This is a genomic window from Palleronia pelagia (genome assembly GCF_900110115.1).
In the GTDB taxonomy this organism is placed as follows: Bacteria; Pseudomonadota; Alphaproteobacteria; order Rhodobacterales; family Rhodobacteraceae; genus Palleronia; species Palleronia pelagia.
Window position 1 is genome coordinate 343,196 of the sequence record NZ_FOCM01000003.1, and the last position, 17,421, is coordinate 360,616.

The 17,421-nt window shown below is 68.5% G+C and carries 23 protein-coding genes and 1 pseudogene; 16 read left to right on the plus strand and 8 right to left on the minus strand.

Translation table 11 applies throughout. From position 1 onward, the window contains the following. From BMX96_RS08690 to BMX96_RS08710, 5 genes are read left to right on the plus strand one after another with little or no spacing between them, the layout of a single operon-like run. Nucleotides 1–474 (plus strand): c-type cytochrome, encoded by a 474-nt coding sequence (locus BMX96_RS08690; protein WP_091845126.1) that lies wholly within the window; start codon nucleotides 1–3, stop codon nucleotides 472–474. 25 nt (nucleotides 475–499) lie between these two features. After that, nucleotides 500–853, plus strand: coding sequence for a copper resistance CopC family protein (locus BMX96_RS08695; RefSeq protein ID WP_091845127.1), 354 nt, complete (start codon nucleotides 500–502; stop codon nucleotides 851–853). 1 nt (nucleotide 854) lies between these two features. Further along, complete coding sequence (locus tag BMX96_RS08700) at nucleotides 855–1,736, plus strand: copper resistance D family protein (protein ID WP_091845128.1); 882 nt, start codon at nucleotides 855–857, stop codon at nucleotides 1,734–1,736. Between the two features lie 9 nt (nucleotides 1,737–1,745). After that, nucleotides 1,746–2,150 (plus strand): hypothetical protein, encoded by a 405-nt coding sequence (locus BMX96_RS08705; protein ID WP_091845129.1) that lies wholly within the window; start codon nucleotides 1,746–1,748, stop codon nucleotides 2,148–2,150. A gap of 27 nt (nucleotides 2,151–2,177) precedes the next feature. Next, nucleotides 2,178–3,380: a permease gene (locus BMX96_RS08710; protein WP_091845130.1), complete on the plus strand. Its 1,203-nt coding sequence runs from the start codon at nucleotides 2,178–2,180 to the stop codon at nucleotides 3,378–3,380. Nucleotides 3,381–3,439: 59 nt separating this feature from the next. Here the strand turns inward: BMX96_RS08710 and BMX96_RS08715 are convergent. After that, a pseudogene (locus BMX96_RS08715) lies at nucleotides 3,440–4,185 on the minus strand (SDR family oxidoreductase). A 54-nt stretch (nucleotides 4,186–4,239) separates the two neighbouring features. Next, nucleotides 4,240–4,593, minus strand: coding sequence for a cyclophilin-like fold protein (locus tag BMX96_RS08720; RefSeq protein ID WP_091845131.1), 354 nt, complete (start codon nucleotides 4,591–4,593; stop codon nucleotides 4,240–4,242). Between the two features lie 340 nt (nucleotides 4,594–4,933). Here BMX96_RS08720 and BMX96_RS08725 point away from each other — a divergent pair, with 340 nt between their 5' ends. The 6 genes from BMX96_RS08725 to BMX96_RS08745 all read left to right on the plus strand — a co-directional run bounded on the left by BMX96_RS08725 (nucleotide 4,934) and on the right by BMX96_RS08745 (nucleotide 8,318). Next, complete coding sequence (locus BMX96_RS08725) at nucleotides 4,934–5,422, plus strand: (R)-mandelonitrile lyase (protein WP_214606837.1); 489 nt, start codon at nucleotides 4,934–4,936, stop codon at nucleotides 5,420–5,422. Beyond that, nucleotides 5,419–6,375, plus strand: coding sequence for a LysR family transcriptional regulator (locus tag BMX96_RS08730; RefSeq protein ID WP_236737009.1), 957 nt, complete (start codon nucleotides 5,419–5,421; stop codon nucleotides 6,373–6,375). The genes BMX96_RS08725 and BMX96_RS08730 overlap by 4 nt, the downstream gene beginning before the upstream one ends. A 110-nt stretch (nucleotides 6,376–6,485) precedes the next feature. Continuing rightward, nucleotides 6,486–7,037 carry a carboxymuconolactone decarboxylase family protein gene (locus BMX96_RS08735; protein WP_236737010.1) on the plus strand — a complete coding sequence of 184 codons (552 nt, stop codon included), beginning with the start codon at nucleotides 6,486–6,488 and terminating at the stop codon, nucleotides 7,035–7,037. A gap of 23 nt (nucleotides 7,038–7,060) precedes the next feature. Next, nucleotides 7,061–7,213 carry a carboxymuconolactone decarboxylase family protein gene (locus BMX96_RS19915; RefSeq protein ID WP_236737011.1) on the plus strand — a complete coding sequence of 51 codons (153 nt, stop codon included), beginning with the start codon at nucleotides 7,061–7,063 and terminating at the stop codon, nucleotides 7,211–7,213. Nucleotides 7,214–7,266: 53 nt separating this feature from the next. Next, nucleotides 7,267–7,902 (plus strand): NADPH-dependent F420 reductase, encoded by a 636-nt coding sequence (locus tag BMX96_RS08740; RefSeq protein ID WP_091845133.1) that lies wholly within the window; start codon nucleotides 7,267–7,269, stop codon nucleotides 7,900–7,902. Nucleotides 7,903–7,922: 20 nt separating this feature from the next. After that, entirely contained in the window at nucleotides 7,923–8,318 is a 396-nt protein-coding gene (locus tag BMX96_RS08745) for a (R)-mandelonitrile lyase (protein WP_091845134.1), read from the plus strand. A gap of 25 nt (nucleotides 8,319–8,343) precedes the next feature. Here the strand turns inward: BMX96_RS08745 and BMX96_RS08750 are convergent, their stop codons facing one another. Together BMX96_RS08750 and BMX96_RS08755 are read right to left on the minus strand one after the other, a co-directional pair. Beyond that, the gene (locus BMX96_RS08750; RefSeq protein WP_073127549.1) at nucleotides 8,344–8,694 is read right to left on the minus strand and encodes a DUF2794 domain-containing protein; all 351 of its coding nucleotides are present in this window, start codon (nucleotides 8,692–8,694) and stop codon (nucleotides 8,344–8,346) included. Between the two features lie 203 nt (nucleotides 8,695–8,897). Further along, entirely contained in the window at nucleotides 8,898–10,553 is a 1,656-nt protein-coding gene (locus BMX96_RS08755; RefSeq protein WP_091845135.1) for a Y-family DNA polymerase, read from the minus strand. 131 nt (nucleotides 10,554–10,684) lie between these two features. Between BMX96_RS08755 and BMX96_RS08760 the strand changes: the two genes are divergently transcribed. Together BMX96_RS08760 and BMX96_RS08765 are read left to right on the plus strand one after the other, a co-directional pair. After that, entirely contained in the window at nucleotides 10,685–11,317 is a 633-nt protein-coding gene (locus BMX96_RS08760; protein WP_091845136.1) for a glutathione S-transferase family protein, read from the plus strand. Between the two features lie 119 nt (nucleotides 11,318–11,436). Then, a complete protein-coding gene (locus BMX96_RS08765) occupies nucleotides 11,437–11,811 on the plus strand; it encodes a SpoIIAA family protein (protein ID WP_091845137.1) in 375 nt (124 codons plus the stop codon). 8 nt (nucleotides 11,812–11,819) lie between these two features. Here the strand turns inward: BMX96_RS08765 and BMX96_RS08770 are convergent, their stop codons facing one another. Both BMX96_RS08770 and BMX96_RS08775 read right to left on the minus strand, forming a co-directional pair. Further along, on the minus strand, nucleotides 11,820–12,107 hold the full coding sequence (locus BMX96_RS08770) for an I78 family peptidase inhibitor (protein WP_091845138.1): 288 nt from the start codon (nucleotides 12,105–12,107) through the stop codon (nucleotides 11,820–11,822). 34 nt (nucleotides 12,108–12,141) lie between these two features. Beyond that, nucleotides 12,142–12,786, minus strand: coding sequence for a DUF3108 domain-containing protein (locus tag BMX96_RS08775; protein WP_091845139.1), 645 nt, complete (start codon nucleotides 12,784–12,786; stop codon nucleotides 12,142–12,144). Between the two features lie 106 nt (nucleotides 12,787–12,892). On the opposite strand from BMX96_RS08775, the gene BMX96_RS08780 reads away from it, so the two are divergent. Genes BMX96_RS08780 through BMX96_RS08790 form a run of 3 tightly spaced genes read left to right on the plus strand, consistent with a single transcriptional unit; the run spans nucleotide 12,893 to nucleotide 15,269 of the window. Then, nucleotides 12,893–14,005 (plus strand): S-(hydroxymethyl)glutathione dehydrogenase/class III alcohol dehydrogenase, encoded by a 1,113-nt coding sequence (locus BMX96_RS08780; RefSeq protein ID WP_091845140.1) that lies wholly within the window; start codon nucleotides 12,893–12,895, stop codon nucleotides 14,003–14,005. Nucleotides 14,006–14,064: 59 nt separating this feature from the next. Further along, nucleotides 14,065–14,538, plus strand: coding sequence for a GNAT family N-acetyltransferase (locus BMX96_RS08785; RefSeq protein ID WP_091845141.1), 474 nt, complete (start codon nucleotides 14,065–14,067; stop codon nucleotides 14,536–14,538). Between the two features lie 8 nt (nucleotides 14,539–14,546). Beyond that, a complete protein-coding gene (locus BMX96_RS08790; protein WP_091845142.1) occupies nucleotides 14,547–15,269 on the plus strand; it encodes an NYN domain-containing protein in 723 nt (240 codons plus the stop codon). On the opposite strand, the gene BMX96_RS08795 is transcribed toward BMX96_RS08790, so the two are convergent. Then, a complete protein-coding gene (locus BMX96_RS08795) occupies nucleotides 15,190–16,413 on the minus strand; it encodes a Hint domain-containing protein (protein WP_139210025.1) in 1,224 nt (407 codons plus the stop codon). The genes BMX96_RS08790 and BMX96_RS08795 overlap by 80 nt on opposite strands. A 277-nt stretch (nucleotides 16,414–16,690) precedes the next feature. Beyond that, complete coding sequence (locus BMX96_RS08800) at nucleotides 16,691–17,341, minus strand: TetR/AcrR family transcriptional regulator (RefSeq protein ID WP_091845144.1); 651 nt, start codon at nucleotides 17,339–17,341, stop codon at nucleotides 16,691–16,693. Nucleotides 17,342–17,421: the final 80 nt, after the last annotated feature.

Here is a 17,421-nt window from a genome sequence, read left to right on the forward strand (position 1 = left end):
GTGCGAAGCCCACTCTATGCACTGGCCGGTCTCGCCCTGCTGGCGGGGCTGGCCGCCTTCCTGGTCATCGGCCCGGATCGTGGCGGGGAAGAGATTCAGCTGCGCCCGGACGACCCCGACGAGATCGCGCTGGGGCGCCGCGTCTACGACGCCGAATGCGCGTCCTGCCACGGCGCGGGCCTGCAAGGACAGACCGACTGGCAGAGCCCGGGCACGGACGGCCTGATGCCGGCGCCGCCGCACGACGAGACGGGGCACACATGGCACCACCCCGACGCCATGCTGTTCGCGCTGACCCGCGACGGGCTGGGCGCAGTGCTGGGGGATCCCGACTACGAGTCCGGCATGCCCGCCTTCGCCGGACGGCTGAGCGACGACGAAATCCGCGCCGCGCTGTCCTTCATCAAGTCCACCTGGCCGGCCGAGATCCGCGCCGCCCATGACGAGATAAACGACCGCGCCGCCCCCCAGTGATGCGGCGCTTGAGAGGAGAAAAGATATGCGAAACACCCTGACCATCCTTGCTGCGACCATCGCGCTTGCGGCGCTCGGAACCGGCGCGTCAGCCCATTCCAAGAGCAGCACCTTCACCCCCGAGGACGGCGCGACCGTCACGGATGTGCCCGAGATCACCATGCAGTTCGACGATCCCATGCGCGTCATCTCGGTCGGCCTGACCCGCGATGGCGAGGATGCGGCGCTGGAGCGCGAGACCGGCACCGACCCGGTGACCGAGTTCGTCGCCCGCCCCGCAGGCGACCTCGCGCCCGGGGCCTACACCGTCGAGTGGCGGGGGATGAGCGCCGACGGCCACCCCATGCAGGGAAGCTTCAGCTTCACCCTCGCCCAGTGACGTGACGGGGCTGGAGACGATCGACGCCCTCGCGGTCCTGGCCATCTGCGCCAAGGCCGCCGGGTACGCCGCCGCGCTGACCGCCATGGGTGGCGCGTTGTTCGCCGCGGTCTTCGCGCGCGCGGCCGACCCGGACACCCTGCGGCTGGCGCGGCGCATGGCGGCGGTCGCCGCTGCCATAGGTCTGGCCGTGCTGGCGCTGCGCTTCGGCATTCGGGCGGCGCGTATCTCGGGCATGGGTGTCGCCGGGGCGACCGATCCGATGATGCTGGGCTTCGTCTGGCAGAGCCCGCTGGGCGCGGCGGCCATCTGGCGCGGCTTGGGCGAGATCGGCGTGCTCACCATCCTGCTGCCGGGCCTCGCGGGGCGGCTGGTGCCGCTCGCCGGGGCATTCGCCATCGCGGTGTCCTACACGCTCGTGGGGCACACGCTGGGCGATCCGCGCTGGGTGATGGCCGGGCTGCTGGCGATTCATCTGCTGGCGGTGGCCTTCTGGGTGGGTGCGCTCTTGCCGCTTTTCCGGGCTGCCGGGACGGGGCAGGGCGTGACCCTCCTGCACAAGTTCGGCACGTTTGCCGCGTGGGCCGTGGGCGCGCTGGCCGCCGCCGGGTCGATCCTTGCCTGGCTTCTCGCCGGCTCGCTTGTCGCCCTTCTGGGAACGGCCTACGGCGTCGGGCTTCTGCTCAAGCTCGCCGTGGTCTGCGGGCTTTTGCTTCTGGCGGCGGGCAACAAGTGGCGGCTGGTCCCCGCGCTGGCCGCCGGGCGCCCCGGCGCGTCCGCAGCGCTTCGGCGGTCCATCGCGCTGGAAGGGGGCGCGGTGATCCTGATCCTGCTGGTCACGGCCGCGATCACCACCGTCACGACGCCGCCTGTGAATCTCTGAAGAGGGGCGATGATGCTGCCGTTTCTTGCCGGGATCGCCTTCGCATTGCTGGCCATCGTCTTGCTTCGACTCAGCGGCATGTCCCGTGACCGCGCTACTGGCCCGATCCTCCTCGTCGCGATCGCGGTGTTCTACTCTGTCTTCGCGGTCGATCATGGCGGCTTTCCCGCCTTCGCAGTGCAAGCCGTGATCGCGGTGCTGTTCACCGCGGTTGCGATCCTCGGCTATCGGACCCGGCTGGCTTGGGTCGGTGTCGGGATGATCGCGCACGGGCTGTTCGACGCGGTCGCGCAGACGGCCATGAACAGCCCCGCGCCGGGCTGGTGGGGCCCCTTCTGCATCGGGGTCGACGTGGTGCTGGGGCTGTGGCTGCTGACCCTGCGGCCGGAACCCGTGCGGGGGGACGCACGCTGACCGGGCAGCAACACCCCGGCAAATGACATGACGCAAAGCTTTCTCGACACCTGGCATTCGGCCGCGACCACCGCGCTCGGCCTGTTCTGGACGGCCTTCTGGGCCTTTGGCCTGGGATACCTGATCTCGTCGATGATCCAGGTCTTCATCACGCGCCAGACCATGCAGGAGAAGATGGGAAAGGCGGGGGCACGCTCGGTCGCCATGGGCACGTTTTTCGGCTTCGTCAGCTCGTCTTGCAGTTTTGCCGCGCTGTCCGGCGCCCGCGCGCTGTTCGCCAAGGGCGCGGGGCTGGTCCCGGCCATGGCATTCCTGCTGGCCTCGACCAACCTGGTGGTCGAGCTGGGCATCATCATCGCCATCTTCCTTGGCTGGCAATTCGTCGTCGGCGAATATGTGGGCGGCCTACTTCTGATCGGGCTGATGTGGCTGGTCATCCGCCTGACCAAGGGCATCGCTCCGGTCGACGAGGCGCGGCGCAACGCCAAGCAAAGCCAAGGCGACGAGGACGAGTCGGCTGGCTCGGACGCCTCGTGGCGCGACAAGATCGCCTCGCGCGACAGCTGGGCCATGGTGGCGCAGCGGTACGTCATGGAATGGATGATGGTCTGGAAGGACGTGACCGTGGGCTTCACGGTCGCCGGCATCATCGCCGCCTTCGTGCCGCAGGCCTTCTTTGAATGGCTCTTCATAGGCGGAGACGACCCGAACTTCTTCGAGCTTCTGGCGCAGGCCGTCGTGGGCCCCGTCGCGGCCTTCTTCACCTTCATCGGGTCCATGGGGAACATCCCGCTGGCGGCCGTTCTCTACGGCAATGGCGTGGCCTTCGCGGGGATCATGGCGTTCATCTTTTCCGACCTGGTGGTGATCCCGGTATTGCGGGTCAACGCCCAGTACTACGGGTGGAAGATGGCCCTTTATATCCTCGGCGTGTTTCTCGTCGTGCTGGTGGTGACGGCGATGCTGCTGCATTATGGCTTCTCGGCTTTGGGCCTGCTGCCCTCGGCCGAACAGGTGCGCACCGTCACCGATCGCGAATTCTTCGCGATCGACTATACCTTCTGGCTGAACCTGCTGTTCGCCGCGCAGGGTCTCGCGTTCCTCGGATGGAAGATCGCCCGCTCGGGCTGGAGCTTCGCCATCGGTGCTGGCGTGGTCGAGAAGGCATTGTTCGCGCTCGCCATGCTGTCCTACGCGTGGCTGGCCGTGGGCCTGTTCGTCGGCGGCTAGTGTCGAAGCGCCCGGTGGCGCCCCCGCTCCTAGACGGGGGCGCTCGGCGGGATGTCGGATCAGACCGGCTGAACCGTCGGGCGGAACAGGATCTCGTTCACGTCCACGTTCTCGGGCTGGGACACGGCGAAGGCCACCATGTCGGCCATGGTCGAGGACGGCACCGCGATGTCCTTGACGAAGCCGCGGACCTGGTCGCCGAGCTCGGGCTCGGAGATGTGCTGCATCAGTTCGGTATCCACCGCGCCGGGCGAGATGACGGTGACACGCACGTTGTAGTCCTTCACTTCCTGCCGCAGGCCTTCGGAAATGGCGCGCACCGCGAACTTGGTCCCGCAATAGACCGCGCCGGTGGCGACGGCCTTGTGGCCGTAGACCGAGCTCACGTTGATGATCTGGCCGGACTTCTGTTCCTGGAAGATCGGCAGCACGGCGCCGATGCCGTAGAGCGTGCCCTTCACGTTGACGTCGACCATCTGGTCCCATTCGTCCACCCGCAGGCTTTCCATGGGCGACAGTGGCATCAGGCCCGCGTTTTTGAACATCACGTCCATGCGGCCGAACGTGTCCTTGGCCTTGGCGACCAGCGCCTGACCTCCTCGCGCTTGGTGACGTCGGTGGCCAGTGCGACTGCTTCACCGCCCGCGGCCTCGATTTCCTGCCCGATGGTATCCAGGCGGTCCTGGCGGCGCGCACCCAGCGCGACCTTGGCGCCCTTGGCGGCCAGGTCACGCGCGGTGGCCTCGCCCATGCCGCTGGACGCGCCGGTGATGACGATGACCTTTCCGGTGATGTTGTCGGTCATTGTATCTTCCTTTCTTCGGAATTGATCGGGACGGCCGCCGGGCCGCCCGGGAGGTCAGTCGGCCCGCGCGATGCGGACGGGATAGGCCCCGTCGCGGATCAGCGGGTCGATGGGATCGTCGAAGGCGCCCAGGCTGACCAGCCCGCGCGACGCTTCGAACGGCTTGTAGAAGATGGCGAGATTGCCCCAGGGCGCGTAGATCGTGATATCGCCCGTTCGCGGCGTGTAGCTGGGCGGCGCCGCGCTGGTATCCACGGCGCGGGGCAGGTCGGCCACCTTCTCGATGCCGTGGTAGTCCGAAAGCGTCAGCTCGAGCGGAAGCATCGCCGCGAAATCGCGGGCCGCGGGGCTGTCGTCCAGCGTGGCGGCCAGCGTCGTCTCGCCGACGGTGACGGTGATCCTGGTCATTCCGGGCTCCTCCTGTGCTGTGGCGTAGGCTCCGAATGTCAGCGCAGCGAAAAGCGCTGCCGCACGGTATGATTGTCGCATGGCGCCCTCCGCCGCGTTTCGATGAACGGGATCTAGAGGCGCCGGCCGCCCGGGATAAACCGCGGTGAATTGCATCCACTCATGACAAGGTTTCATAAGTCCCGCTGAAGATTGCGGCTGCGCCCGCCTCCGCGTTCATGAGGCGCGCTCAGGACCGCATCCCGCCCGGCGCCGATGATCGGGTGCGATCCGGCACCATTTCCGACGGGCAGACGTTCCAGAACCTGGACACCGCCACCCGAAACAGGAGACGACCGGCATGAAACGACTTCTTGTACCCACCCTCGCCCTGGCGCTCGCCGCGCCCGCCGCGTTCGCACAATCCATGGAGATCACCCGCGCCGAGGATCGCGCCGGCCCGATCGGCAGCGCGGACGTGTTCACCGGCACCGTCTACGTGGCGCCGGTCCACCATTCCGACATGGCGCCGGTCAGCGCGGGCGAGGTGACGTTCATGCCCGGCGCGCGCTCGGCTTGGCACGCGCATCCCGGCGGCCAGAAGCTGGTCATCACCCACGGCACCGGCTGGACGCAGGAGCGTGGGGCCGAGCGGATCACCATGCAGGCCGGTGACGTGATCTGGTGCCCGTCGGATGTCGAGCATTGGCACGGGGCCACCGCAAGCACGTCGGTGACGCACAACGCCATTCAGGAGGTCGTCGACGGGTCGGCAGTGGTCTGGGGCGAGCACGTCACCGACGCCGGATACGGGCAGCGAGAATCTCTGAATAATCGGCGGACGTCATGAGCGCGGCGCATGTGTCACGGGGCAGTGCAACCGACCCGCAGACCCGAGCGGCGCTCATGCTCCGCGAGAACATCACAGACCTGATCGCCCTGGCGGCCGTCTCGCAAGAGCGCAGCTTCACCCGCGCCGCCGCGCGGCTGAACGTGTCGCAGTCAGCGCTGAGCCACACGATCAAGTCGCTCGAGGCCCGGCTGGGCCTGCGGCTGCTGAGGCGCACCACCCGCTCGGTCGCGCCGACGCTCGAGGGCGAGGACCTGCGCGCCACGCTCAACCCCTGTTTCGAGAAGATCGAGGCGCGGCTGCGGGCGCTGAACGACGCGCGCGACCAGCCCACCGGCACGGTCCGCATCGTGGCGACCGACTACGCCATCGACACGCTTTCAAGGTCCAAGCTGGCCCCGGTGCTGCGCGACCATCCGCCCGAGCGGATCGAACTGGTGAACGATTACGGCTATACCGATCTTGCCGCGTCGCAATGCGATGCCGGCGTGCGCTACGGGGACCAGGTGAGCGATGGCATGATCGCGGCGCGGATCGGCCCGGACGACCGGATGATCTGCGTTGGCGCGCCCGCGGTCTACGAAACCCACGGCCGCCCCGAAACACCGCACGACTTGCCGGAGCTGCCCTGCGTGAACCTGCGCCTGTCGAACCACGGCGGGCTCTACGCGTGGGAGTTCGAGGCCCCCGACGGCAGCGACCTGACCGTCAAAGTCGGCGGGCAGGCCTGTTTCAATGCCATCGGCCCGGTGATGCAGGCCGCCATCGACGGGATCGGCCTTGCGCTGGTGCCCGAACGGCTGGCGGCGCGGGCGCTGGCCGATGGTGCCCTTGAAACCTGTCTCGAGGATTGGTGCCCGTCCTTCCCGGGCTTCCACATCTTCTATCCCAGCCGCCTGCGCGCCTCATCCGCGTTCCAGGTCGTGCTCGACGCCTTGCGCGAGCGGGGATGAGCGATTGATGAAGGCCGCTCATGAGCGGCTTGCCGACCCGGCCCATTAAGGTTCGGCGGTCCGGCCCCAAGTCGGTCGGTAACAGCAACCTCACCGACAGGAGACGCCCCATGACGACGCGCCTTGCCCTACCTGCCCTCGCCCTTGGACTCGCCGCCACGGCGGCCCCGGCCCAGGACCTCGGAACCACGTTGCCCGACGCCGTTGGCCAGGTCGCGCCGAAGCTCGAAGCCTATTCCCAAGACGACCTTTTCGGCAGCGTCTGGACCGATGAACAGCTGTCCATGCGCGATCGGGCGCTGGTGACCGTCGCGGCGAAGATCAAGCGGCACGAGACGGACGGCCTGTCCGAGCATATCGCGCTGGCCCTCGACGCCGGCGTGACGCCCGCCGAGATCTCCGAGACGATCACGCAGCTCGCCTTTTACACGGGCTGGGGCAACGCCGTCGCCGCCGCCGAAGCCGCGGCCCCGGTCTATGACGAGCGCGGCGTGACCGTGGATGACCTGCCCGCCCTCGACCCCGAGCTTCTGCCGCTGGACCAGGAGGCCGAGGAGGCCCGCCAGGAAACGGTGCAGTCGACCTATGACGATGTGAGCCAGGGCGTCGTCGACAACACCGAGCAGCTTCTGTTCCTCGACCTCTGGCCGTCGCCGCGCTGATCGCGACCGGCCAGCCGGAACAGATGACCTTCCACCTCAATCGCGCCATGGATAACGGCCTGACGCAGGACGAGGCGGGCGCGATGCTGTCGCACCTGGCCTTCTATGCCAGCTGGCCGCGCGTCTTCTCGGCCATGCCCGTGGCCGCGGATGTCTTCGAAAGCCGTTCGGAGTGAGCCATGCGCCGGCGGGGCCCGCCCACGCCGGTGCCCGCCGACAGGAGGCCGAAATGAAAATCGGGATGCTCGGATCGGGCCTGATGGGGGCCAAGCTCGGCGCGCTTTGGGCCGCCTGCAGCCGCGACGTGACCTTCGCCTATTCCCGCGACCGCGCCAAGCTCGACCGGCTGGCGCAGCGGTCCGGCGGCACGGCTGGCTTGGTCGCCGAGGCCGTCGCTGGGGCGGACGCCGTGTTGCTGGCCGTGCACTGGTCGCGGATCGGCGACGTGCTGGATCAGGCGGGCGACCTGGCCGGAAAGGTCGTGCTGAACTGCTGCGCCCCGCTGAACGACGGCAACGACGCGCTGGTCCTCGGTCCCGAGACCTCGGGCGCCGAGGAGCTATCGCGGATGCGGCCCGATGCGCGGTGGGTGTCGTGCTTCAATACCAGCCCGTCCGAATCCTTCGACCCGGTCTTCGCCCGCAAGGACACCGCGCCGCGCCCGCACCTGATGCTCTACGACGATGACGACGGAGCCAAGGAAACGGTCCGCGCGTTGATCCGGGATATCGGGCTCGACCCGCTCGAGGCCGGCGGGCTGACGACCGGCCGCTTTGCAGAACCCTTCGCCATGGTCACGGCCGTTTTGGCCTACGGCCAGCCCGGTGGGCCGGCACTGACCTACCGTTTCGACAAGCTGCGCTGAGCGCAGGAAAGGAGATTACCATGAAGATCACACGCGCGGGGCAAAATGCCTCGACCCGGGGCCCCGAGGAGTATTTCACCGGCACCGCCCGCATCGACCCCATGTTCCGGGCCGAGGAGCCGGGCCGCGTCGCCGGCGCCCACGTCACGTTCGAGCCGGGCGCGCGCACCGCGTGGCACACCCATCCGGCCGGCCAGACCCTGATCGTCACCTTCGGCCGCGGCCGCGTCGCGCGCGAGGGCGGCGAGATCGAGGAGATCAGCGAAGGGGACATCGTCTGGTTTCCCGCCGGCGAGAAGCACTGGCACGGCGCGGCCCCGGATACCGCGGTGAGCCACATCGCGATCCAGGAAAGCATCGACGGATCGCCGGTGACCTGGCTCGAGAAGGTGTCCGACGAGGATTACGAAGGCTGAGGGTCTGCGCCCGGTCCTGGCGGCGTCAGTCGTCCACCGGGCGGATCAGCTTGCGCTCCAGCACGCGCAGCACGGTCTTCAGGTCGTGCCCGCGCTTCAGGATCTGGTTGTCCATCCCGATCACCGCGTATTGCCCCTGCCTGTTGCGCAGGCGGGGGCGTTTCTCGATCCGGTAGATCGGGTGTTCAGCGGTGCGGCGAAAGACCGAGAACACGGCCACGTCGCGTAGGAAGGACATGCCGTAGTCGCGCCATTCGCCCGCGGCCACCATGCGGCCGTAGAGAGTCAGGATCGCGCCGAGCTCGGACCGGTCGAAGGCCACGCGGTCGTTGGGATCGGGGCGTCCGGGAAACGGAGTGGGCTGGATCACGTTCATGCCCTCAAGGTGGGGGGCACTCGGCAGTTTGGCAAGCGTCATCGATTCGCCGCAAAATGACCCATTTGTCGCGCCAACTCGGTCCCGCGATCGCCACGTCGCCGGGGCACAAGGAGACATAGCGAAGAACGCTACTCCCGGTGTCGCGCCACCATGGCCCCCACCAGTGCGCGGCACCGGGCATCGCTTTTCCCCCACACGGATCATCCGAAACTGCCTTGGCAGTACCACCCGGCCGAGATCTCGGCGCCGTGGGCGAAGAACAGCCACAGGCAATCGCCCGATGCGCAACGCACCTGCCAATAGTCGCGGACGCCGCTGCGCCAGTTGGGATCGTCCAGCCACCATTCCGGCGCGATGCGCTCGGGGCCGGTCAGCGCCGCGACCTCCATGTGCCGGCCGCGCCAGCGGAAGTGCTCGGCCAGCCGTGGCGCGGCAGGGGCGTTCACCGGCTCGGGTGGCCACAGGAAGGGCGGGCGCGGCGTGGGCGCGGCGGGCCAGGGCGGCGCCGGTTCGGACCACGCGGCGGCCAGCACCCGCGCGCCCTTTTCGGGAATGTGGCTGTCGGCGGGGTGGTGGCGGGTGATCCGGTCCAGCCCGATGCGCGCGCCTATGCGGCCCACCAGGTCGTCCAGCGGGGCAGGATCCGCCTGGCGCGCACGGGCGTCGTCGGCCGCGTCTGAATGGCCGCGATGCTGGCGCGGCGACACCGGCTCGGTCACGTGGGCCAGCAGCCGCACCATGTCGATGCCGAAGCCCGCGTCGATCTCGGCCGCCTTCATGGCCAGCAGCGGGCGCATCCGGTCGGGCTCGGCCGTGGGGCGCGCCAGCCCCAGCTCGGCAAAGCCCATGGTGCCGTCGCTGCGGTGGCATTCCAGCCGCAATCGCCGCGCGCCGCGCCCTTTCGCGCGCAGCTTGTCCGACAGCGGCACCAGCAACCGGTCGATGGCGGCCAGCACGTCCGCCTCCAACCCGATGGGCTCGGGCAGGGTCAGCCGCACGGCGAACTGCGTATCGGGGGCGGCGGGCGACACCGGCTCGGGCTCGGCGCCCATGGCTTGGTCCAGCCGTTGCACCAGGTGCCGCCCGAACCGCCGCGCCAGCCCGGCGCGGGGCTGTCCCGCCAGGTCGCCGATGCGGCGCAGGCCCAGCCGCCCCAGCTCGGCCACCAGGTCGCCGGGCAGGCGCAGCGCGGCCACCGGCAGCGGCGCGATGGCGCCGTAGGTGCCGCCGGGCGGCGCGATGCGGGCGGCGCGCGCCTTGGCCGTGGGGATGGCGGGGGCCGGGCCGCCCCGTTCCCAGTTGCGCCGCTTGGCCGCGCGCGACCGGGTGGCATAGGCCTCCTGGTCGATGGCGTCGCCCGACCGGTCCGGCCCCGCCGCGCGGCCCGCATACCGCGCCAGCGCCCAGGCCGCGCCCACCGTGTCGGCCACGCCCGCGGCCACCGAAAGCCCCAGGTCGGCGCAGTCGCGTTCCACCTGGTCCAGCAGCGCGTCCTCGCCCCCGAACAGGTGCGCGCAGCCCGTCAGGTCGATGACCAGCGACGCGGGCGGTTCCTCGGCCACCCAGGGCGAGAACTTCCCGGCCCAGCGGCGCAGCACCGACAGGAACGCCGCCTCGGCCCGGGGGTTCTGCCATCGGGTCAGCAGCGCGGGGCACATGGCATTGGCATCGGCCAGCGGCTGGTCGCGGCGCAGTCCCGCGCGCGACGCGGCCACGTTCAGCGACGACAGCACCTGCGCGTTGCCGAGATCGGCGACCACCGCGAAGGGCGCGTCCTCGGGGGGGCGTTCGAGACGCAGGATCCGCTCGGCCCCCAGGCGCGGGAACCACAGCGACAGGATACGGCGATGGGGCATGGCACCTGTGGCAACAGATGTTTCCGTTATGTTCCCATTCTAGGGCCGCCCGTGGCCCGAGTCGAGTCGCCGGACTGCCGCGCCGTGCTATCCTGCGGGTCCAGATCACACCCAAGGGAAGGAGCCCCGGCATGGCCAAGACCACCCTCTACGGATTCGACGGATCGACCTACGTGCGCACCGTCAAGATCCTCCTCGACCGCAAGAACGAGGATTTCGACCAGGTGCAGGTGAACGTCCTGGAAGGCGAACCGAAGCAGCCCGAGCATTTGGAGCGTCACCCCCTGGGCAAGGTGCCGGTGCTGGACACCGACGGCCACCGCATCCGCGAGACGACCGCCATCGCCATGTACCTGGAGGAGACCCGCGAAGGCCCCTCGGCCCTGCCCGAAAGCGCCTGGGACCGCGCCCGCATGTACGAGATCATGTCGATCGTGAATTCCTACGGCTACGACGCGCTGGTGGGCACGGCCTTCTATCACATCATGCCCGAGTTCATCGGCAACCCCAGCGAGGCGCAGCACCACGAGACGGTGGAGCGCGCCAAGACCATCCTGAAGCTGATCGACGACATCCGCGGGGGCGACGCGTGGCTGGCCGGCAGCAGCATTTCGCTGGCCGATTACTGGCTGGGCCCGGTGATGTTCTACGCGGGCCTGACCCCCCACAAGGACGAGCTTCTGGGGGTCGGCGGGATGCAGGGCTGGTGGGACCGGTTGAGCGACGATCAGGCCTTCGCCAAGACCGAACCGAACCTCGGTTGAGCTCACGAACAAGGGTCAGGGGGCGGTGCCAGGCTGCCGCCCCGTTGACGCATATCAAGGCGCGGTCCGCGCGTCGGCCCTAGGCTTGGTACATCGGATGCCGACCGAGGAGATGCGCCATGCTGACCGTCAAGAGGACCGCCCCGAACCGGATCGAGATCGACCTGTCCGGCGAAATCGATTCCGAAACCATGCGCGAGGGGCTGGATAAGCTGATAGCGCTGTCGCAGGCCATGAACCGGGCGCAGTTGCTCTATCGCATCAACGCCTTCGCGCTGCCCACGCTGGGCGCCATGGCGGTGGAATTCGCCCGGCTGCCGCAGCTGTTCGGGCTGCTGGGCCGGTTCGACCGCTGCGCCGTGTTGAGCGATGCCGCGTGGCTGCGCACCGCGGCCGAGGTCGAGGGGGCGCTGTTCCCGGGGCTCGATATCAAGAGCTTCCGCGCCGATGACGACGCGGCCGCCGCGGCCTGGCTGGACGGGACGGCGAACTGACCGGCCGCTCAGCCGCAGGTGATGGCGAGGACCGTGCCCTGCCCGTCGGTGACGATGTTGATCCGCTCGGGCAGCATGTCCATCGTGACCGGGTCGCCCTGCGCATAGACGCGGGTGATCGACTGCCCGGCGGCCTGCTGCGCCGGGCCCACCGGGCCGCCCACGAAGCCTTGCAGCCCGTCCGCCCCGCAGACCGACGGGTCCACCGCCGATGCGGCGGGGGCTGGGACCGACGGCGCGCTGGCCTGGCAGGCCGCGAGGATCGGAAGGGCGAGAGCGAGGGCTGGGGCGCGCATGGCGTGTCCTTTTCGGTGATGTGTCGCCCGGACCCTAGCGCGCGGCGAGCGTCACCGTAAACGGTCCGGCCGACAGCCGGATGTCCTGCGCGCCGGAGGCGCCGGGGGCATAGCGGGCGGACATGCGGATCTGCCGGAAGCGGAAGGGCGACACGTGGCCCGGCCCCTGCACCACGTCGTAGGCATAGTCGCACCGGATCAGACCGCCATCCCGCGACTGGGACACCAGCCCCACCCGGACCGTGCGCCGTCCGTCGTAGATGCGGAAGGGGCGCAGGCAGCCATCGGCCAGCGCCACGCGGGCGAAGCCCTGAACGGGATCCAGCATGCCGGCGGGAATCTGGCCGGGGTCCGAGGCGGCCGTCGCCTCGCCCGGCGGGTCGATCCGCACCGCCGCCACACGGTTGCCGGCGAAGTCGATATCGATGGTGCGGCGCTCGCCCCCGCCTTCGCCCAGGCTGCGATAGGCCCCGGTCTGCGTCCTGGCCGAGAACCGGCCGTCGCCCACGCCCAGCGGCGTGTTGTCCAGCACGCTGTCCAGCCGTCCGTTGCCGCCCGACAGGGCCACCGTGACCCGGCCCATGGTCGCGCCGGCCAGCCGCACGTCGAAGCTGCGGCTCTCGGCCGCGAGAGAGGTCGGCAGCCAGGTGGCGACGAGAAGGGCGAGCAGTGATTTCATGGCAGTCCAAGTAGGCTTTCGGACGGTCCGACACAGGGAAGGTGATTGCAATTTCCGGACGTCTCGGCGCAGGTTGCGCAGCAGCATAGTAAGGGAGACCGCCGTCATGAAAACCCGCGCCGCCGTCGCAACGGGCCCCGGAAAGCCACTGGAGATCATGGAGGTCAACCTGGAAGGCCCACGGGCGGGCGAAGTCCTGGTCGAGATCAAGGCGACCGGCCTGTGCCACACCGATGAATTCACCCGCTCGGGCGACGACCCCGAGGGCCTGTTCCCGGCGATCCTGGGCCACGAGGGCGCGGGCGTCGTCGTCGAGGTGGGCGAGGGCGTCACCTCGCTGGAAGTGGGCGACCATGTCATCCCTCTCTACACCGCCGAGTGCCGCGAGTGCGAATACTGCCTGAACCCCAAGACGAACCTGTGCCAGAAGGTGCGGGCGACCCAGGGGAAGGGCGTGATGCCCGACGGCACCTCGCGGTTCTCGCTGCCCGATGGCACGATGATCCACCACTACATGGGCTGCTCGACCTTCGCCAATCACACGGTCCTGCCCGAGATCTCGCTGGCCAAGGTCCGCAAGGACGCGCCGTTCGACAAGATCTGCTATATCGGCTGCGGCGTGACCACCGGCGTCGGCGCGGTGATCAACACCGCAAAGGTCGAACCGGGCAGCAACTGCGTGGTCTTCGGCCTGGGCGGCATCGGCCTGAACGTGATCCAGGGCCTGCGGATGGTGGGCGCCGACATGATCGTGGGCGTGGACCTGAACAACGACAAGAAGGCCTTCGCCGAGCAGTTCGGCATGACCCATTTCGTGAACCCCTCCGAGGTCGATGGCGACCTGGTGGCGCATCTGGTCGAGCTGACCGGAGGCGGGGCCGATTACAGCTTCGAATGCATCGGCAACGTGAACGTCATGCGGCAGGCGCTGGAATGCGCCCACAAGGGTTGGGGCGAGTCGATCATCATCGGCGTCGCCGGAGCGGGCCAGGAGATCTCGACCCGGCCGTTCCAGCTGGTCACCGGCCGCAGTTGGCGCGGCTCGGCCTTCGGTGGCGCGCGCGGCCGGACCGACGTGCCCAAGATCGTCGACTGGTACATGCAGGGCAAGATCGACATCGACCCGATGATCACCCACAAGCTGAGCCTGGACGAGATCAACAAGGGCTTCGAGCTGATGCACGAGGGCAAATCGATCCGCGCCGTCGTCGAGTTCTGAGGGATGGGGGCTCTGCCCCCGTCCGCTGCGCGGACTCCCCCGGAGGTATTTGTGGAAAGATGAAGCTGGAGCCGTACGAGGATCGGCATGCCGATGCGCTCTGGGCCATGCTCGAGCCGATGCTGCGGGCGGGCGAGACCTATTGCCTGCCCATCGACTTGGACCGTGCGGGGGCGCTGGCCTACTGGTGCGGACCGACCCACGAGACCTGGATCGCGGGCGACGACCTGGGCACCTACTACCTGCGCCCCAACCAGCAGGGCAACGGCGACCATGTCTGCAACGCAGGCTTCGTCACCGCGCCCGGGGCCGCCGGACGCGGCGTGGCGCGCACCATGCTTGAGCACGCGCTGAAGCGGGCGCGCGACCGCGGCTTCGCGGCCATGCAGTTCAACTTCGTGGTCGCCTCGAACGCGCGCGCTTTGAGGATCTGGGCCGATTACGGGTTTGACATCGTGGGCCGCGTGCCGCAGGCGTTCCGCCACCCCCGGCTCGGCCCCACCGACGCGCTGATCCTGCACCGCACTCTCTGAGAGGTTCCATGCCCACCGATCGCGACCGCCCGCTCTACGCCGTGCTGATCGACGCCGACAACATCCCCGCCAAGTTCGCCGAGCCGATCCTGCGCGAAGTGACCAGCTTCGGCGAGCCGGCGCTGCGCCGGGTCTACGGCGACTGGTCGTCGGGGCGGCTGTCGAACTGGTCGAAGACCGTGCGCGACATCGGCCTGGTGGCGCACCAGGAAACCGCCAACACCGTGGGCAAGAACGCCAGCGATATCGGGCTGGTGATCGATGCCATGGATATCCTGCACACGGGGCGCTTCGACGGCTTCGTGCTGGTCAGCTCGGATTCCGACTTCACCGCGCTGGCCAACCGCATCCGTGAGCAGGGGCTGGACGTGATCGGCATCGGCGAGAAGAAGGCGCCCGAGGCGCTGCGGAACGTGTGCAACCGGTTCATCCTGATCGAGAACATCGTGGACGAGCCGATCCAGCCCAAGTCCGAGGACAGCGGCCGCGCCCCCGCGGGCAAGGTCGCGCCCATCGAGGCGGTACCGCTGATCCTGCGCGCCATGGACAAGATCCAACAGGACGACGAGTGGTACGCGCTGGGCCAGCTGGGCCAGTACATCACCGCCGAGAACCCCGATTTCGACACCCGCACTTATGGGAAGCGCAAGCTCAGCGACCTTGTGCAGGAACTGAAGCGGTTCGAGACCAAGAAGATCGGCAATCAGCTCCACGTGCGCCGGGTCGACTGACGCTGGCGTCCGGCGCGGGCCGCGCCCGGACACCGAAACCGGGTTTCCGCGGGATGACCGGTCCTACGTTGAAAGCCTTTGCTGCGCGCTCGTCCCGCATCGCGCGCAGGACGACTGCGGTTTCGCGTCGCGTCAGGGCGCGCCGGGCCAATTGCCACGACCCCGCACCGGGACGTCCGAGGTCCGGGAAGCGCGAGAGAAGGTCTTTCCTCGCGCCCGGATGCAGGGCCCTCATGGCAACGCTGCCGGGATAGAAGGTCTCGCAAAGTGCCTGGTCCGCGTAGATGATTTCGTGGTGATCGAGCAGGATGTGAAAGTACTCGATTTCGCCGCCCGGCACCCGCCGCACCGATGTTCCGTCGACCAGATGCTTGGCGGCGGTGAAGGCCTCGGGACTGCCGGTCAGCAGATCGATCGTATCGTGCTGCAGCAGGATTCGATGCTCGGGCGACACCACGAGCCGCTTGTGATTTCCGACCGCGCCGGGTCCGAACACGATGGGCGCGAATTTGCCCGCTGCGCGGACCGTCTGCGCGCCGATCCATCGCACCGGCCTGAACCCGTGATCCCGCGTGATCACCTGGTCGCCGACGCGCAGGTCCTTCACGTCGATTTCGCCCTGCTGGGTCAGGATGCGCGTTCCCGCGGCAAAACAGACAGGGATTGCGATCTCGCCTGAAAGGTCGAACGTCAACAGCGCGTTCTGCTCGACATAAGCCGCGACGTCCGTGATGCCCAGAAGGCTGAGGGTGCTGCCGATGCCAGGGGTCGCCAGAACGTCGGTCACCAGCGCGTCTAGAAGCTCGGCCTGATCGCCTTCGGGGTAGTGCACATTGGTCGTGCTGGCGGTCTCGAGGACGTTCACGGGAACGCTGGTGGACAGGTTCACCGTCAGCAGGCTTCCGATCGACACGCCGGCGGTCACTGTCCCCGAGGCCGCGTCGGTGATCGGGTCACCGCCGATGGTCGCCGCCTCGCTCGGCTCGAACACCGCGTCGTCATCGTCATCCTCGAATGTCAGATCCGGGTCCGGGATCGGCGAGAAGGATGTCACCACAAACGAACTGCCGAGGCTCAGAAGGGAGCCGTTGAACGCAAACACATCCTGTAGAAAGATTGAGCGGGAAGGCATCGAAATCTCCAACCTGTTCGTAGTCGTCGCGTAGATGGCTTTCTGCCGGATCCACGCCCTGGCCTGACCTGTCGAGAGGGGCACTGAGCTCGCAATAATGCGGCTCCGCCCGACAGCGGCGTGGATCCCTAAAATTAGCGGGAACCGGGGTTAACAGGAGGTAAACGAAGCGGTTGCCGGGGCCGTGGGGCCGCTCGGGAAAGGATGAGCTTCGCGGGATTACGATGCGACGTCAGTGGCTTGCCTGGCTCAAAAAAATTCTACCGATCCAGGTCTCATCTTGGGCTTGTTACCGGGCGCCGTACCGCGCCATGAACATCTCGACCGCGCTGTCGACGACCCGGGTGCGCTCGGACTCGGTGAAGTCCGCCTGCAACCCGAAGACCAGCCGCGGGAAGAGCTGCGCCTTGCACAGCTCGGCGAACTGGTGCGCGGCCAGGATCTTGTCCTCGACCACCAGCTCGCCGCGGGCGATGGCCCGGTCGAAATAGCGATCCAGCGTGCGTTCGATCAGGCCGGGGCCCGAGTCCCAGAACCGCTGGCCGAGTTCGGGGAAGCGGTCGGTCTCGGCCACGCAGATGCGGAAGACGCGCTGGCCGAACGGCGACAGCAGGAAGCCCAGCATGTGGTTGCCCGCCACGCGCAGCACCTCGGCCGGCGGCGCGTCCATGTTCAGGCTGTCGATGGCGGCGGTGGCCTGCATGCCGCATTCGCAGGTGGCGACTTCCATGAAGAGAAGCCGCTTGTCGGGGAAATAGCTGTAGAGCGTCGCCTTGCTGACGCCGGCGCTGCGGGCGATGGTATCGACGCTCGCCCCTTCGAACCCGTCGGCCATGAAGACCTCGCGCGCGCCCGAAAGCACCTGCTGGTACTTCCGGCCCTTCTTGATCGTTTCAGGCTTGTTCACGCGCCCACCTTCCGCAGGGTCGCCGCGCGGCATCGGCGGCGTTGTCGTCCATGCCTCAGAAATAGGCATCCCCCGCTGCGAAGGGAAGGGGCGGGACCACGCGGGGACTTGTC

Coding starts and splice junctions, on each gene's coding strand:
- BMX96_RS08695 (WP_091845127.1), top strand. CDS start 500: ATGCGAAACACCCTGACCATCCTTGCTGCGACCATCGCGCTTGCGGCG.
- BMX96_RS08705 (WP_091845129.1), top strand. CDS start 1,746: ATGATGCTGCCGTTTCTTGCCGGGATCGCCTTCGCATTGCTGGCCATC.
- BMX96_RS08710 (WP_091845130.1), top strand. CDS start 2,178: ATGACGCAAAGCTTTCTCGACACCTGGCATTCGGCCGCGACCACCGCG.
- BMX96_RS08720 (WP_091845131.1), bottom strand. CDS start 4,593: ATGACCAGGATCACCGTCACCGTCGGCGAGACGACGCTGGCCGCCACG.
- BMX96_RS08725 (WP_214606837.1), top strand. CDS start 4,934: ATGAAACGACTTCTTGTACCCACCCTCGCCCTGGCGCTCGCCGCGCCC.
- BMX96_RS08730 (WP_236737009.1), top strand. CDS start 5,419: ATGAGCGCGGCGCATGTGTCACGGGGCAGTGCAACCGACCCGCAGACC.
- BMX96_RS08735 (WP_236737010.1), top strand. CDS start 6,486: ATGACGACGCGCCTTGCCCTACCTGCCCTCGCCCTTGGACTCGCCGCC.
- BMX96_RS19915 (WP_236737011.1), top strand. CDS start 7,061: ATGACCTTCCACCTCAATCGCGCCATGGATAACGGCCTGACGCAGGAC.
- BMX96_RS08740 (WP_091845133.1), top strand. CDS start 7,267: ATGAAAATCGGGATGCTCGGATCGGGCCTGATGGGGGCCAAGCTCGGC.
- BMX96_RS08745 (WP_091845134.1), top strand. CDS start 7,923: ATGAAGATCACACGCGCGGGGCAAAATGCCTCGACCCGGGGCCCCGAG.
- BMX96_RS08750 (WP_073127549.1), bottom strand. CDS start 8,694: ATGAACGTGATCCAGCCCACTCCGTTTCCCGGACGCCCCGATCCCAAC.
- BMX96_RS08755 (WP_091845135.1), bottom strand. CDS start 10,553: ATGCCCCATCGCCGTATCCTGTCGCTGTGGTTCCCGCGCCTGGGGGCC.
- BMX96_RS08760 (WP_091845136.1), top strand. CDS start 10,685: ATGGCCAAGACCACCCTCTACGGATTCGACGGATCGACCTACGTGCGC.
- BMX96_RS08765 (WP_091845137.1), top strand. CDS start 11,437: ATGCTGACCGTCAAGAGGACCGCCCCGAACCGGATCGAGATCGACCTG.
- BMX96_RS08770 (WP_091845138.1), bottom strand. CDS start 12,107: ATGCGCGCCCCAGCCCTCGCTCTCGCCCTTCCGATCCTCGCGGCCTGC.
- BMX96_RS08775 (WP_091845139.1), bottom strand. CDS start 12,786: ATGAAATCACTGCTCGCCCTTCTCGTCGCCACCTGGCTGCCGACCTCT.
- BMX96_RS08780 (WP_091845140.1), top strand. CDS start 12,893: ATGAAAACCCGCGCCGCCGTCGCAACGGGCCCCGGAAAGCCACTGGAG.
- BMX96_RS08785 (WP_091845141.1), top strand. CDS start 14,065: ATGAAGCTGGAGCCGTACGAGGATCGGCATGCCGATGCGCTCTGGGCC.
- BMX96_RS08790 (WP_091845142.1), top strand. CDS start 14,547: ATGCCCACCGATCGCGACCGCCCGCTCTACGCCGTGCTGATCGACGCC.
- BMX96_RS08800 (WP_091845144.1), bottom strand. CDS start 17,341: ATGCCGCGCGGCGACCCTGCGGAAGGTGGGCGCGTGAACAAGCCTGAA.